We start from the raw sequence: 14812 nt of genomic DNA, 5'->3' as shown, positions 1-14812 counted from the left end.
GGCAAGGTCGGGTGGTCACACCTCCGTGACGCGCGGCGACTCGAGGTACTTGACGAGGTTCGGGGGCGCGTAGGGCGGCCGCATGTTCTCGTGGCGGTGCCGCACGCACGACGCGACGGACTCCGACGGCGGGTCGACCACGCCGATCTCGCGGTCGATCGAGCCGAACCACCGGTACAGCCGGTTCAGCGAGTTGTGCAGCACGCCGAGGTCGTCCGCGGGCGGCAGGCCGTCGAACGCGCCCGGGGTGAAGACCAGCCCGCACTTCTCGGCACTGGCCACCAGCCAGTGCAGGGCCAGCCCCGACAGGCCCTGCTCGGGGTAGCCGCCGCCGACGTCGGAGTGCGCGCCGCAGAACCAGACCTGCTCGCGCTCCTGGCCGTCCGCGCCGGGCGAGGGCTGCCAGACGGCCGGGCGGAACGCCTTCCGGTGCTCGTCCACCGCCAGTGCCTGGAAGGCCGACTGCACGATCGACGTCAGCTGCGTGTCGTGGAACTGCCAGCGCCGGTTCAGCAGGTTGAGCAGGCGGCCGCCGCTGAGCGGGATGCCCAGCGCGCCCACGGTGTCCCAGACGCCGATGAACCGGACCGGCGTCACGTCCTGGTGCGAGAAGCTGCTCCGGAACTTCCGCGCCGCGGGGCTCGCCGGGCCGGTCGCCGGGTCCCGGTCGCGGTAGAGCTGGTAGGCCTCGCCGACCCGGCTCGCGTGCCGGGGGAGCAGCACGCCGCAGTTCCGGATCAGGCCCACGGCGCTGCGCGCGGTGTAGGCGCCGCGGCTGAAGCCGAAGAAGAACAGTTCGTCGCCGGGCTCGTAGTTTTCGACGACGAACCGGTAGGCGTCCCGCACGTTGGCGGACAGCCCCCAGCCGAACGCGCCGCCGGCCAGGCGGTCCCACCAGCGCTTCCCGGTCCCGACGCCCTCGTGGTAGTGCACCAGCTGCCGCGTCCCGGCCGGATCCACCGCGGCGACGGCGTCCTTGACCTTGACGACGTTCGTCGGCGCCTTCTGGGTGAGTGAGTTCCACGTGCCGTCACAGCACACGACCAGTCGTTTCGCCATCTTTGCCTCCCCGGCGCCGGACATGCGTGAGTCGCGGGCGGCGGGTGGCCCGTTACGCGGTCCGCTTCGGATTGCGTCTGGGTAACTCATTCCTTGCGATCGTTGCACTTGATGTGAATTACCCACGTCCCTACCGTCGGAGGCATGAACCTCACCGTCCTCGCGGCGTCCGGCCGGACCGGCCTCGAGCTCACCCGCGAAGCACTCCGGCGTGGCCACACCGTCACCGCCGTCGCCCGCGACCCCGCCCGCATCCCGCTGCCCGACGGCGCCGGGCTGCGCAAGGCCGCGGCCGACGTGACCGATCCGGCGAGCGTCGCCGCCGTCGTCGGCGCGGAATCCGTGGTCCTTTCCGGACTCGGCACGGACCGGGCCGGGACGCTGCTGGCCGGCGCCGAAGCCGTGATCGCCGCCGGGCCGGCGCGGATCATCTGGCTGGGTGCGTACGGCACCGGCCCGTCCGCCGAGGCCGCCGGGGAAGCCGCCGGTGTGCTCGGGCAGCTCCTCGGCGACCGGCTCGGGGACAAGGTCGCCGCCGACACCGCCGTCCTCGCCGCCGGGGGCACGGTCTTCCACGCCGGGATGCTCGCCGACGGACCGGAAAGGCCCGGCCGGCGCACCGCCGGGCTGGCCGCGGCGCCGCCGTTGGACCTCGGGGCGAAGGTCAGCCGGGCGACTGTCGCGGCGGCGATGCTCGACGAGGCCGAGCACCCGCGCTTCGCCGGCGCGGTCGCGCTGCCGCTGGCCGGTTAGCCCGCGAGGAATGTTGGATGACGCTCGGGCCGAGCGCACCCAATGTGGCGTTCGGTGCGTTGGACGCAACCAACGCCACATTGGGGCGCATCGCCGGACCGCTGTCAGCCGATCCTGTGTGCGCGCCGCTAGCCCGCGCCGATCTCGTCGAGGGCCGCCGACACCTGCTCGCGCAGCCAGGCGTGCGCGGGGTCGGAGTCGTAGCGCTGGTGCCAGGTGCAGCTGACCGACGCTGCCGTCGAGTCCGCCGGCAGCGGGCGGGTGACCAGCCCGAACGCGTCGACCAGCGGGCGGCCGAGGATCTCGGTGCAGGTGACCAGCACGTCGCCGCGCGCCGCCGTCTGCAGGGCCATCGACAGCGTCGCCACAGCGGCGACCACCCGGCGCCGCAGGCCTTCGGCGGCCAGGACGTCGTCGATCGGCGCGGTCAGCCGGCCGCGCCGGGAGACCACGACGTGCGGGTGCGCGGCGTAGGCACGCAGGTCGAGGCCGTCGGCGCACGGGTGCCCCCGCCGCATCGCGACGACGAGCGAGTCGTGGCCGACGATCTCGGACCGGAATTCGGGCAGCTCCGGCCGGGCACCGCCGAGTTCGAGGTCCACGCGGCCGTGCCGCAGGTCGTCGGTGTCGGCCGAGTTCTCGGCCAGCACCCGCAGCCGCACGCCGGGGGCCCGCGCCATGAGCCGGCCGACGAGCAGCGGGACCACGGACGCGGCCAGCGCGTCGTGGCACTGGATCGTGAAGGTGCGGTCCAGTTCGGCCAGGTCCAGCTCGCGGGCCGGCGTCAGCACCTCGCGGGCCTGCCGGACCAGCCGGTGCACGTCTTCCCGCACCGACAGCGCGTACGGCGTCGGCGCCATCGAGTGGCCGGTGCGCACCAGGATGTCGTCGCCGGTCACCTTGCGCAGCCGCCCGAGCGTGCGGCTCACCGCAGGCGACGACAGGTGCAGCCGCTCGGCCGCGCCCATCACGCTGCCTTCCTCGAGCAGCGCGTCAAACACGGTGAGCAGGTTCAAGTCCAGATGCACGAACGCAAGACAACCACAGGAGGAACCATGACCCACGATCTGCTCGCCACCGCCGTCCGCGAGGCCGGTGCCCGGATGCTGGCGCGCTACGCCACCGAATCGCGGCCGCCGGGGCTGCCGGAGGTGCTGGCGAACCTGCACGACAACGATGCCGCCGTCGCCGAGGTGCTGCGCCCGGCGCTCGCCGCGATCCGGCCGGAGGCGCGCTGGCTCGACGACGAACACGGCTCCGGGGCGCTGGCCCCGGGCGAGTGGTGGCTCGTCGACCCGGTCGGCGGCAACGTCAACGCGGTGCACGGCATGCCCGACTGGAACATCGGGGTCAGCCTCGTCCGCGACGGGCGCCCGGTGCTGGCGGCGGTGTACGCCCCGGTGCCCGACGAGCTGTTCACCGCCGTCGACGGCGGCGGGGCGTTCCGGAACGGGGCACCGCTGCGGGTCTCCGCGAAGACGGCGCTGGACGGTGCGCTGGCCGGGACCGGGCAGGCGCGACCCGGGCACGACGCCGCCTTCTTCGAGCGCATGGGCCGGTCGTTCACCGCGATGTCGGCGGCCGCGCTGTACGTGCGGATCTCCGTGCCGGTGAGTCACCAGCTCGCCCAAGTCGCGGCGGGCCGGATGGACCTGCACTGGCAGCTCGAAAACGTCCGCTCGCACGCGGCCGGGGTGCTGCTGGTCCAGGAGGCGGGCGGGGTGGTGACCGACCTCGACGGCAAGCCGTGGGACCTCACGAGCGAGGGCTACCTGGCCGCCGCGCCCGGGGTGCACGCGGCGGCGCTGGAGGTCCTCACGGCGTGACGGGGTCCCGCGCGGGACCCCGTCACGCCGTGGATCAGAAGTCGTCCGGCGTGCTCACCCGGCTCCTGACCAGCGAAGCGTCCCGGCGTGCGCCCCAATGTGGCGTTGGTTGCGTCTGACGCACCGAACGCCACATTGGGTGCGCTGGACGCACCGAACGCCACATTGGGGCGCTCAGCCCGAGCGTCAACCAACTTTCGACGCGTGACACCAGGCGCCGCTCATGTGCCGGCGGGCCGATCTCATACGCCGCCGGTGTCATGTTCACCTTCCCGGTCCGATCGCATTCGACAGGAGGAGGTGTCCGGCGCGCCGGACCTAGCCTCGGTCCATGCGCGACCACCGGCGGGCGAACCCGGGAGAAAACGTGCACGGCCTTTCCCCTTACCAGACCGGTATCTGGGCGGCCGTCGCGCTGGACAACGACTCGGCGCAGTACAACCTGCTGCTGCGCGTGCGGTTCGAAGGCGAGCTCGACCTGCCCTTGCTGGCCAAGGTGTTCGCGCGGGTGCTGGCCCGGCACGACACCTTCCGCACGGTGTTCTTCGACGTCGATGGCGTGCCCTACCAGGACTTCCGGGCCGCCGATCGCCCGGAAGTGCGGGTGGCCGACCTGTCCGGTGTGGCGGATCCCGTGGCGGCGATGCGGGAAGAGCAGCACCGGCCTTTCCCGCCGGGCGGCCAGATGGTGCGCGCGACGCTCTTCGTCGAGGCGCCGGGTGTCGCGCACGCGCAGCTCGTCGCGCACCACCTCGTCGCCGACGGGCGCTCGTTCACGGTGGTGGCGAACCAGCTCGTCGAAGACTACGACGACGCGCTGAAAGGGCTTACCCGGATCCGCCGGGCGCCGGTTCCCTTCCGGCGGAGCCTGTCCCCGGCCGCGGCTTACCGGGAATCCGCGGCGTTCCGGGACGATCTCGCGTTCCACCGCGCCGCCCTCGACGGAGCCGCTCCCGTGCTCTTCGCGAAATCCGGGACCGCGCCCGGGAGCGCGCGGCACAGCTTCCGGCTGCCGGGGGACTGGGTGGCCCGGGTCCGCGCCGCCGGGCTGCCGATCTTCCCTTACCTGGCCGCGATAACCGGCGTCTTCCTCTCGCGCGTGCACCGGTCCGCGGAAGGCGTCATCGGGGTGCCGCTGCTCAACCGGGACGACGAATTCCTCGACACCGTCGGGAGTTTCACCAACACCGTGCCGTTGCGGGTCGCGGTGCCCGGCGGGAGCACCGTGCGCGCGCTGGTCGCCGACGTCGAGGCGGCCACCCGGGGCGTGCGCCGCCACGGCCGCACGCCGCTGGAAGACATCCTGCGCGAGCTGCCCGGCCGGCCCCGGCAGCTCTACGACGTCACCCTCAGCTACGTGCGGCTGCCCGGCCTGCGGACGAACCTGGTGCACCGCACGGTCATGGAGACGGTGTGCCACGAGCAGGACGCGCTCGCCATCGTCGTCACGGCGGTCGAGGACGAGGACGACGTCGAGGTGTCGCTCGACTGCGCGCGGGACGTCTTCGGCGACGAACTCCCCGCCGAGCGCGTCGCGGCGCTGTTCGGGTGCCTGCTGGAGAACGGGATCGACGGTGCCGACCGGCCGGTGGCGGACCTGCCGATGCTGCCCGGCGCCGAACGGGCGCTGCTCGAGGCGTACGGCCGGGGCGCGGAAGTGCCGTTCCGCGACGAGGCCACGCTGAGCGGGCTCTTCGAGGAGCAGGCCGCCCGGCGCCCGGACCAGGTCGCCGTCACCGGCCCGGGTTTCCGCCTGACCTACGCGGAACTGGACGCCGCCGCGAACCAGGTCGGCCGCAAGCTGATCGCCGCGGGCGTGGGCCCGGGCGACCGGGTCGTCGTCGCGCTGGAACGCGGACCCGACCTGCTGCCCGCGCTCTTCGGCGTCCTCAAGGCGGGCGCCGCGTACGTGCCGGTCGACCCGACGCACCCCGCCGAACGCGTCCGGTTCCTGGTCGAAGACAGCCGTCCCGCGGCCGTGCTGGTGTCCGGCGAAACCGCGCTGCCGCCCCTCGGCGGGACGCCGGTGTGGCGGGTCGGGGACCTGCGCGAGGGAGATTCCTCACCGGTCGGCGCGCGGGCGACGGCCACCGATATCGCTTACGTCATCTACACTTCCGGCTCCAGCGGGCGTCCCAAGGGTGTCCTCGTGCGCCACCGGTCGGTCGTGAACCGGCTGGCGTGGATGCAACGCCGCTACCCGCTGGGCGAGCACGACGTCCTGCTGCAGAAGACACCCACGTCGTTCGACGTCTCGGTGTGGGAGCTGTTCTGGTGGGCGCTCGAAGGTGCTGCGGTCGCGCTGCTGCCGCCCGGCGGCGAGAAGGACCCGCGGACGATCCGGGCCGCCGTCGCCGAGCACGGCGTCACGGTCGTGCACTTCGTCCCCTCGATGCTCGGGTCGTTCCTCGAAGCCGGCGAGCGCGACGCCGGGCCGCTGCGCCGGGTCTTCTGCAGTGGGGAAGCGCTTCCCACCGCCAGCGTCGAGCGGTTCAACCACCTGTTCCGGGTGGACGGTGGCGGCCCGGAACTGGTGAACCTGTACGGCCCGACCGAGGCGACCGTTGACGTCACGTACTACGACTGCCCGGCGGACGCCGCCATCGCGCGGGTCCCGATCGGCCGCCCGATCGACAACACGAGCCTCCACGTCGTCGGCGCGCACGGGGAGCTGCTACCCCTCGGTGTCGCGGGCGAACTCTGCATCGGCGGGGTGGGGGTCGCCGCCGGGTACCTCGGGCGGCCCGAGCTGACCGCGGAACGGTTCGTCCCGGACCCGTTCGGTGGGGAAGGCCGACTCTACCGCACCGGCGACCTCGCGCGCTGGCTCCTCGGCGGCGACCTCGAATACCTCGGCCGGCTCGACGACCAGGTCAAGATCCGCGGCAACCGCGTCGAACCCGGCGAGGTCGCCGGCGTCCTGCTGAGCGCGCCCGGGGTCACCGGCGCGGTGGTGGTCGACCGGACGACCGCCGGCAGGGGCACCCACCTCGTCGGCTACTACGTCGGGGACGGCACCGGCCTGCGCGAGCACCTGGCGCGCGAGCTGCCGGAGTTCATGATCCCGGCGTTCCTCGTCCCGCTCGAGCGCATTCCCTTGACCCCCAACGGGAAAGCCGACCGCCGCGCGCTGCCGGAACCGGCGGTGGGCAGCACCGGCGAGGCTCGTCCGTTCACCGCGCGGGAAGCCGTGCTCGCCGGGATCTGGGGCGAAGTTCTCGGCCGCACGCCCGAGTCACCCGACGAGGACTACTACGCCCTCGGCGGCGATTCCCTGCTGATGCTGCGGATCCGCGCGCTCGCCGAGAAGCGCGGCCTGCGGTTCGCCCTCGCCGATCTCGTGCGCCACCCGACCATCGCCGGGCTGGCCGAGCACGTCGAAAGCAGCGGAGCCGACGAAGCCGCGCCGCCGCGGCTCGGCCTGGTGTCCGCGGTGGACCGCGTCCGCCTGGGCGACGTCGAGGACGCCTATCCGCTGACCCGGCTCCAGCAGGGCCTGCTCTACCACAGCCGGGAAGCGGGCTCGACCGTCTACAAAGACGTCTTCCGGTACCGCCTGCGCGTGCCGTGGGACGAGCCGGAGTTCCGGAAAGCGGTCGCCCGCCTCGCCCGGCGCCACCCCGCGCTGCGGACGAGCTTCCACCCCGGCGAGTACGCGGAGCCGGTGCAGATCGTGCACCACGCCGTGCCCGGGGCGCTGGAGGTCGTCGATCTCCGGGACGTCGACCGCCAGGCGGCCGAAGCCGAGGTGCTGGCCCACATCGAGCGGCGCCGCCACCACGACTACGACTTCGGGAGCCCGCCGTTGTACCTGTTTCGGGCGCACGTCCGCGACGACGGCCTGGACCTGGTGCTCAGCTTCCACCACGCCCTGCTCGACGGCGGCAGCGTCGCCACCCTGGTGAGCGAGCTGCTGCGCGGCTATGCGCACGGCCTGGGCCTGCGCGCCGAGCCGGTCCCGGACCTGCCGCTGCCCTCGGCGGCGGCGTACCTGCGCGAAGAACGGCACGCGCTGGCTTCGGCGGAGAGCGCGGACTTCTGGCTCGGCACCCTCGACGGGAGCGAAGCCTCCTCGATCGGCGGGTTCGGCCCGCACGAACCGCGCGGCGACCGGGCTACCTCGCACCGCACCGACCTGGCGCCCGAGCTCGGCACGTGGGTCCGGGAGTTCGCGCGCGAACGCGCCCTTTCGGTGAAGTCCGTCCTCGTCGCCGCGCACTGCCTGACGCTGGGCCTGTTTTCCGGCAACCCCGATGTCACGACCGGCGTCGTCACGCACGGCCGCACCCACGACGGCGTCGCCGGGCTCTTCCTCAACACCCTGCCGCTGCGGGTGTCCGCCGGCGGTCGCAGCTGGTCCGGCGTCGTCCGCGAAGCGTTCCTCGCCGAGCAGGCGGCCTACGCGCACCGCCGCTACCCGCTCAGCGCGATCCAGGACCGGCTGGGCCGCCCGCCCGCGGTGACGGCGTTCAACTACGTCCACTTCCGGCAGCTCGGCGAAGCGGTCCGGATCCCCGGTGTGGACCTGCTGGCGTTCGACACCTACGAACAGACCAGCTTCGAACTGCTCGTCAACGTGGTCACCGACCCGGCCGACGACCACCTGTGGCTGCGCGTGGACGGCAATGGCACCACGATCACCGCCGCCCAGCTCCGCCTGTACGGCGAGCACTACGTGCGCGTCCTGCGCGAACTGCTCGACCGGCCGGACGACCCCGCCGGCGTGGGCTTCCTGACCGCGCCGCCGCCCGAGGTCGTCCCGGTGGCGCACCACGCCGACGTCGTCGCGCGGTTCGACCGGTGCGCCGCGGACCACCCGGCCGCGCTCGCGCTGACCGGCGAGCGGCAGTGGACGTACGGCAGGCTGGCGGCGGCGGCCGGCGCGGTCGCGGCGAACCTGCGGCGCCGCGGCGTGCGACCCGGGGCGATCGTGGGAGTCGCGGCCGGGCGGGACCCGGAGACGATCGCGGTCCTGCTCGGCGTGCTCAAGGCGGGCGCGGCGGTGCTGCCGCTCGACACCGGCTACCCGCCGCGGCGGCTCGCGCACCTCGTCGAGCACGCGGACCCGGACCTGGTCGTCGGGTCCCACCCGGCGCTGCCCGCGCGGCGGACCGTGGCCGCGGAAGACCTCCTGCGCCCGGCGGGCGAGCCGCCGAGCGGCGCCGTCACCCCGGAAACCACCGCGTACGTGCTGTTCACCTCCGGCTCGACCGGGCTGCCCAAGGGCGTCGCCATGCCGCACCGGGCTCTGGCCAACCTGGTGGCCTGGCAGCACCGGACGGCCAGCGGCCGCGCCGCCGTCACCCTCCAGTACGCGCCGCTCAGCTTCGACGTGTCGTTCCAGGAGATCTTCGCGACGCTGTGCTTCGGCGGGACGCTGTGCCTGGTCCTGGACCGGGGCGACCCGGCGGCGGTGCTGCGGCTGATGCGGGCCCACCGCGTGGAGCGGGTGTTCCTGCCGTACGTCGCGCTCCAGCAGCTCGCCTCCGCCGCGGTCGCCTCGGGTTCGTACCCCGGGGATCTCCGGGTCGTCATCTCGTCGGGGGAGCAGCTCCGGATCACCGACGAGATCCGGCGGCTGTGCGCCGCGGTGCCGGGGGTGCTGCTGGAAAACCAGTACGGGCCCACCGAAACCCACGTCGTCACCCACCACGCGCTCACCGGCCCGCCGGAGCGCTTCCCGGACCTGCCGCCCATCGGCACGCCGATCGACGGTGCCGCGCTGCACGTCCTCGACGCGGACCTCCGCCTGCTCCCGCCCGGCGTCACGGGCGAGCTGTACGCGGCCGGCACCTGCCTCGCGCACGGCTACCTCGGCCGCGACGACCTCACCGCGGAACGCTTCCGGGACACCGGATCCGGCCGGCTCTACCGCACGGGCGACCTCGGCTACGCGCTGCCCGACGGCTCGATCGTCTGCACCGGCCGGTCCGACGACCAGGCCAAGGTGCGCGGCTTCCGCGTCGAGCCGGCGGAAGCGGAACTCGCCCTCGGCGAACTCGGCCGAGGGCTCGGCGAGGTCGCCGTCGTCGTCCGGCCCCGGCAGCCGGGCGGGGACAACGAGCTGGTCGCCTTCCTGACCGGGGCACCCGCCGACGCGGGCGGGCTGCGCGCGGCGTTGCGGGAGACCCTGCCGGAGCACCTGGTGCCGACGCACTTCCAGTGGCTGCCGGACCTGCCGCGCACGCCGAGCGGGAAACGCGACGACGCGGCCCTGCGCGCGCTGCCGCTGGAAGTGGGCGGCACCCACGACACCACCCCGCCGCGCGACGAACGCGAACGGGTGCTCGCCGAGCTGGTCGCCGACCTGCTCGGGCTGCCCGCGATCGGCGTGCACGCCAACGTGTTCGACTTGGGCATGACGTCGCTCGTCGCCATGCGGGTGGTGGTGACCCTGGAGCAGCGGTTCGGTACTGAGCTGGCGCCGTCGGCCCTGCTCGGCGCGCCCACGGTGGCGGCGCTCGCCCGCCGGCTGGGGGAGGCGAAGCAGGTGTTCTCGGCACTCGTCCCGCTGCGCCCGCGCGGCACCCGCCGTCCGCTGTTCATCGTGCACCCGATGGGCGGCAACGTGCTCTGCTACGTCCCGCTCGTCAAGCACCTGCCCGACGACCTGCCGGTCTACGCCCTGCAGGCGGCCGGCGCGGAGCCGGGCAGCACCCCGTTGTCCACTGTGGAGGATCTGGTCGGCAGCTACCTGGCGGAGATCCGCACGGTGCAGCCCCGCGGTCCCTACACGATCGCCGGGTGGTCCTTCGGCGGGTTCGTCGCGTTCGAGCTGGCCCGGCGCCTGGGGGCGGCCGGAGAAGCGGTGGACCGGCCGATCCTGCTCGACACGGTGGCGGTGAACCCGCTGCTGCGGGAGAGCTACACCGACGAGGCGCTGCTCGGCTGGTTCTTCTGGGAGCTGCTCTGGATCGAGCGCGGCGGTGCCTCGCCGCTGGAAGGGCTGCCGGAGCACGTCGTGTCGGTCGACGACCGGTTCGAGCACATCGCGCGGCGCGCCGCCGAACTGGGCGTGCTGCCGGCGGGCAGCTCGCCCGCGGTGATCCGGCGGCTGTTCCGGCTCTACCGCGCCAACTGGGAGGCCACGCTCGCCTACCGGCCGCCGGAGACCGGGCAGGACATCGTCCTCGTCCGCGCGGAAGAGCCGCTGCCCAAGGTGCTGGAAGCCATGCACGGCGCGGCGGGCAGCCTGCACCACCTGCCCGACAACGGCTGGGGCGCGCTCACCGGCGGCACCGTCGAAATCGTCACCACCCCGGGCGACCACCTGACGATCATGGAAGAACCCCGGGTCGCGCGGCTCGCCCGCGTCGTCAGCGAACTGATCCACGGCCAGGAGGCGCAGTCCCATGCCAGCTGAACACCTGAAGGTCATCGTGCTCGGGGCCGGCATCGGCGGCCTCGCCCTCGCGGCCGCGCTGAAGCAATGCGGTATCGAGGCCGAAGTGCACGAACGGGCCACGTCGCTGCGTGCCGAAGGTTCCGGTCTCGGCATGATCACCAACGCGATCACCGCGCTGGCCTCCCTCGGCATCGACCTCGACCTGGCGCGCCGCGGCGAAGTCGTCACCGCCTTCGACATCAAGGACGCCCAGGGCGGCCCGATCGTCCGGCTGCCGATGCCCGAGCTCGGCCGCGAGCTGGGCGCGCCGAGCGTGTGCATCGGCCGCAACGCCCTGCACGAGGCCCTGCGCGAAGCCGCCGGTGACGTCCCGGTCTTCCTGGGCAAGCGGGCGGTCCGCGTCGAGTCCGGGGTCTACGGTGCCACGGTCGAGTTCGAGGACGGCAGCACGGCCCGGGGCGACGTCGTCGTGGGCGCGGACGGCTTCAACTCGGTGGTGCGGCGCCAGTTCGCGGGTGCGGACGAGCCGGTGCTGGAGCCCGGGTACGTCTGCTGGCTGGCCATCACGCCGTTCGCCCACCCGGCGCTGCCGAAGGGCGCCGTGGCGCACTACTGGGGGAGCGGCCAGCGCTTCGGGCTGCTCGACATCGGCGGCGGCGACTGCTACTGGTGGGGCACCAAGAACCTGCCGGTGGCCGAAGCCCGCGACTGGCGGGGCACCCGCGAAGACCTGCTGGCGCTCTACGCCGGCTGGGCGGACGAGGTCACGGCCGCGATCGCCGCGACGCCGATCGAGAACGTCATCGCCGTCCCCGCGCGCGAGCGCGTCTTCCTCGAGAAGTGGGGCGAAGGCCGGGTGACGCTGCTGGGCGACGCGGCGCACCCGATGCTGACCAGCCTCGGCCAGGGCGCCGGGATGGCCGTCGAGGACGCCGTCGTCCTGGCCACCACCCTGGCGCGGATCGGCGACGACCCCGTGTCCGCGCTGCGCCGCTACGAGGACCAGCGGCGGGACCGGACCCGGATGGTCGTCGAGGCGTCGCGCGCCTTGAGCGAGAGCGAGCAGCTGGAGGACCCGGAGCTGCGGCGGGCGCGCGACGAGCAGCTGCGCGGGACGTCGTTCGAGGAGCTGATCGCCAGTCAGCGTGACCTGCTGACCTTCCCCGGTGTCCACGTATGAACGGCCGTCCGCTCAGCGCCGTCGAGCGCTGGTACTGGTGGTGTGACCAGGTCTCGCCGCTCAACGTGGTTTCGCGGGTTTCCGTGCGCGGCGAGCTTTCGCCGCGGTTGCTGCGCGCGGCGCTCGACGCGCTGCAACGGCGGCACCCGGTGCTGGGCCGGCGGATCGAGACCGACGCCGACGGCAACGACCCGGTGTGGGTCCCGGCCACGCGGCGGATCCCGCTGCGGTACGTCACGGGTGGGGACTGGGTGCGCGAGGTCGATGAGACCGAGCTGGCCGAACCCGTGCCGTGGCGGCTCGGCCCGATGATCCGGGCGACGCTGATCGACCGGGACGGTGAGCACGACCTCGTGCTCACCCTGCCGCACTGCGTCGCGGACGGCACCACCGCGCTTTCGCTGGCCCGCGAGTGCCTGGAACTGGCGGCGAAGGTCGAGCGGGGCGAGCCGCTGCCGGCACCGTCGCGGCTGCCGCCGTCACCGGAGGACGTGATGCCGGCCCGGAACCTCGGCAGCGTGGGCGAGCAGCGCCGCGCGGACCAGCAGCGGCGGGACGCCGACGAGATCGCGCGCCTGCGACCGAGCCGGTTCGAGCCGAGCGCGGCGGTGCCGATGGCTTCGCGGCGCACCCGGGTGCTGCACCGCGAGCTGGCCGGCGCCGAACTCGTCGCCGTCGTCGAAGCGTGCCGGCGTGAGGGGACGACGGTGCACGGGCTGCTGGCGGCGGCGATGGCCCGCGCCGCCGGGGACTCCGGCCACGTCGCGATCGGCTCACCGGTCGACTTCCGGGCCGAGCTGGTCCCGCCGGTCGCCGGCGACGAGACCGGGACGTACGTGGCCACCATCCCGACGTTCGTCGACTGCGACGTCCCCCTGTGGGACGCGGCCCGGGCGGCGAGCGCGGACCTGGCCCGGCGCAAGGAAAGCGGCGAGCACTTCGACCTGGTCGGGTTCGTCGCGGGCAGCGGCCTGAAGTCGATGGCGGACGCCGAGCCGATCATGCGGTACATGGAGGAGAGCGGGCCGATCAACCTGTGCCTGTCCAACCTCGGCCGGTTCCCCGTGCCCGACGTCATCGGCCGGTGGGAGGTGAGCGGCAGCCAGTTCGTGGCGGGCCTGTCCGTCAACGGCTACGTCGTCGCGACCGTGAACACCAGCCACGGCCGGTTGTTCTGGAACTGCGCGTACATCGCGGACGCGGTGCCCGAAGCCCGGGCCGCCGCCCTCACCGACCGCTGCCTGGACGCGGTGCGCGCCGCGGGCGGAGGAGAACAGTGTTGAGCCGCAGGGACAACGGCCGGACCGTCGTGGTCACCGGCGCGTCGACCGGGCTCGGCCGGACGACGGCACTGACGCTCGCGGAAGCCGGCTTCCGGGTGGTGGCCGGCGTGCGTCGCGCCGCGGACGGCGAAGCGCTGCTCGCCGAGTCCGCCGCCCTGACCTACGCGCTCATCGACGTCACGGACGACCGCTCGATCGCGGCGGCGGCCGGTGCCCTCGCCGGCCCGGACGGCGTGTGGGGGCTGGTCAACAACGCGGGCATCTGCGTCTCCGCGCCGGTGGAGTGCCTGTCGTCGGCCGACCTGCGCCGCCAGCTGGAGACGAACGTGATCGGCACGCTGGCGGTCACCCGCGCGTTCCTCCCGCTGCTGCGCACGGCGGGCGGCCGCGTCGTCAACGTCACGTCGGGCCTGGGCGCGCTGGTGGTCCCGTACCTGGGCGCGTACGCGATGGCGCAGTTCGCGAAGGAAGCGATGAGCGACGCCCTCCGCCGCGAGCTGGCCCCGGCCGGCGTCGGCGTCTCCGTCGTCCGCCCGGGCGCGATCATGACCCCGATCTGGGACAAGGTCTCCCGCGGCGGCAACGCGGTGCTGGCGGCCGCCCCGGAGCCGGTCGCCCGCCTGTACCGCGGCACGTTCCTGCGCTTCCTGGCCGGCAACGAACAAGGCGCGCGAGCCAGCGAAACCCGCCCGGAGGACGTGGCCGCGGCGGTCCACCACGCCTTGTCGTCCTCCCGTCCGAAGACCCGCTACCCGGTGGGCCCGGACGCGATCCGCGGCGCCCGCATCGCCCGGCTGCTCCCGGACCGCCTGATCGACCGCATGTTCACGGGCGTCGTCGCGCCCGCCACCGAGGAAATCGTGAGAGGTGCCGCATGACGCGTTCGCCGGCGCAGGAAGTACTGGCGCACAGCCTGGATCTGCTGGAAGCGGGAGACGCCAGGGGGTGGGTGGATCTGTTCGCCCCGGACGGGGTGCTGGAGTTCCCTTACGCACCAACGGGGTGGCCGGACCGGTTCGCGGGACGGGCCGCGTTGTGGCAGCAGATGGAGAAGTTCGCCGAGCACCTGGAAGTCGCGTTTTCGGGACTGGAATTCCATCCGGCGGCGGATCCGGAATTGGTGATCGCCGAGTACCGCGCGGACGGGCGGGCATTGCAGACCGGGCTGGAATTCCACCAGCGGTACATTTCGGTGGTGCGGGTCCGGGACGGGGAAATCCTGCTGTACCGGGATTTCTGGAACCCGCTGTCCCATTTGGCGGCGCTGGGTGGTGCGGAGGCGGCGTTGCGGATCGTCGCCTAGTGTCGCGCGTCGCAAGGTGCTTGACGTTCGGGCCGCCGGAGCGCTCGCCCGGCCCGGCCCAAA

Annotated in this window: 9 protein-coding genes; 7 read left to right on the top strand and 2 right to left on the bottom strand. The window is 73.6% G+C overall.

All coding sequences use genetic code 11. The features are described 5' to 3' along the window. Nucleotides 1–15 precede the first annotated feature (15 nt). Complete coding sequence (locus H4696_RS11970; protein WP_086861998.1) at nucleotides 16–1059, bottom strand: DUF2235 domain-containing protein; 1044 nt, start codon at nucleotides 1057–1059, stop codon at nucleotides 16–18. A gap of 144 nt (nucleotides 1060–1203) precedes the next feature. On the opposite strand from H4696_RS11970, the gene H4696_RS11965 reads away from it, so the two are divergent. Next, on the top strand, nucleotides 1204–1812 hold the full coding sequence (locus tag H4696_RS11965; protein ID WP_086861997.1) for an NAD(P)-dependent oxidoreductase: 609 nt from the start codon (nucleotides 1204–1206) through the stop codon (nucleotides 1810–1812). A 128-nt stretch (nucleotides 1813–1940) separates the two neighbouring features. On the opposite strand, the gene H4696_RS11960 is transcribed toward H4696_RS11965, so the two are convergent. Then, the gene (locus H4696_RS11960) at nucleotides 1941–2840 is read right to left on the bottom strand and encodes a LysR substrate-binding domain-containing protein (RefSeq protein WP_086861996.1); all 900 of its coding nucleotides are present in this window, start codon (nucleotides 2838–2840) and stop codon (nucleotides 1941–1943) included. A gap of 27 nt (nucleotides 2841–2867) precedes the next feature. On the opposite strand from H4696_RS11960, the gene H4696_RS11955 reads away from it, so the two are divergent. The 6 genes from H4696_RS11955 (at nucleotide 2868) to H4696_RS11930 (ending at nucleotide 14749) form a co-directional block, all read left to right on the top strand. Continuing rightward, a complete protein-coding gene (locus tag H4696_RS11955) occupies nucleotides 2868–3638 on the top strand; it encodes an inositol monophosphatase family protein (RefSeq protein WP_086861995.1) in 771 nt (256 codons plus the stop codon). Nucleotides 3639–3969: 331 nt separating this feature from the next. Then, nucleotides 3970–11001, top strand: a complete 7032-nt coding sequence (locus H4696_RS11950) for an amino acid adenylation domain-containing protein (RefSeq protein WP_192782259.1) — start codon at nucleotides 3970–3972, stop codon at nucleotides 10999–11001. Next, nucleotides 10991–12163, top strand: a complete 1173-nt coding sequence (locus H4696_RS11945) for an FAD-dependent monooxygenase (protein WP_211299670.1) — start codon at nucleotides 10991–10993, stop codon at nucleotides 12161–12163. The genes H4696_RS11950 and H4696_RS11945 overlap by 11 nt, the downstream gene beginning before the upstream one ends. After that, nucleotides 12160–13446: a phthiocerol/phthiodiolone dimycocerosyl transferase family protein gene (locus tag H4696_RS11940; protein ID WP_086859660.1), complete on the top strand. Its 1287-nt coding sequence runs from the start codon at nucleotides 12160–12162 to the stop codon at nucleotides 13444–13446. Before H4696_RS11945 ends, H4696_RS11940 begins: the two co-directional genes overlap by 4 nt. Continuing rightward, the gene (locus H4696_RS11935; RefSeq protein ID WP_211299671.1) at nucleotides 13443–14324 is read left to right on the top strand and encodes an SDR family NAD(P)-dependent oxidoreductase; all 882 of its coding nucleotides are present in this window, start codon (nucleotides 13443–13445) and stop codon (nucleotides 14322–14324) included. The genes H4696_RS11940 and H4696_RS11935 overlap by 4 nt, the downstream gene beginning before the upstream one ends. After that, nucleotides 14321–14749, top strand: a complete 429-nt coding sequence (locus H4696_RS11930) for a nuclear transport factor 2 family protein (RefSeq protein WP_086859664.1) — start codon at nucleotides 14321–14323, stop codon at nucleotides 14747–14749. The genes H4696_RS11935 and H4696_RS11930 overlap by 4 nt, the downstream gene beginning before the upstream one ends. Nucleotides 14750–14812: the final 63 nt, after the last annotated feature.

The sequence above is a fragment of the Amycolatopsis lexingtonensis genome (genome assembly GCF_014873755.1).
Taxonomy (GTDB): Bacteria; Actinomycetota; Actinomycetes; order Mycobacteriales; family Pseudonocardiaceae; genus Amycolatopsis; species Amycolatopsis lexingtonensis.
Note: the sequence above shows the minus strand (reverse complement) of the source record. Positions and strands in the feature narration are given on the sequence as shown.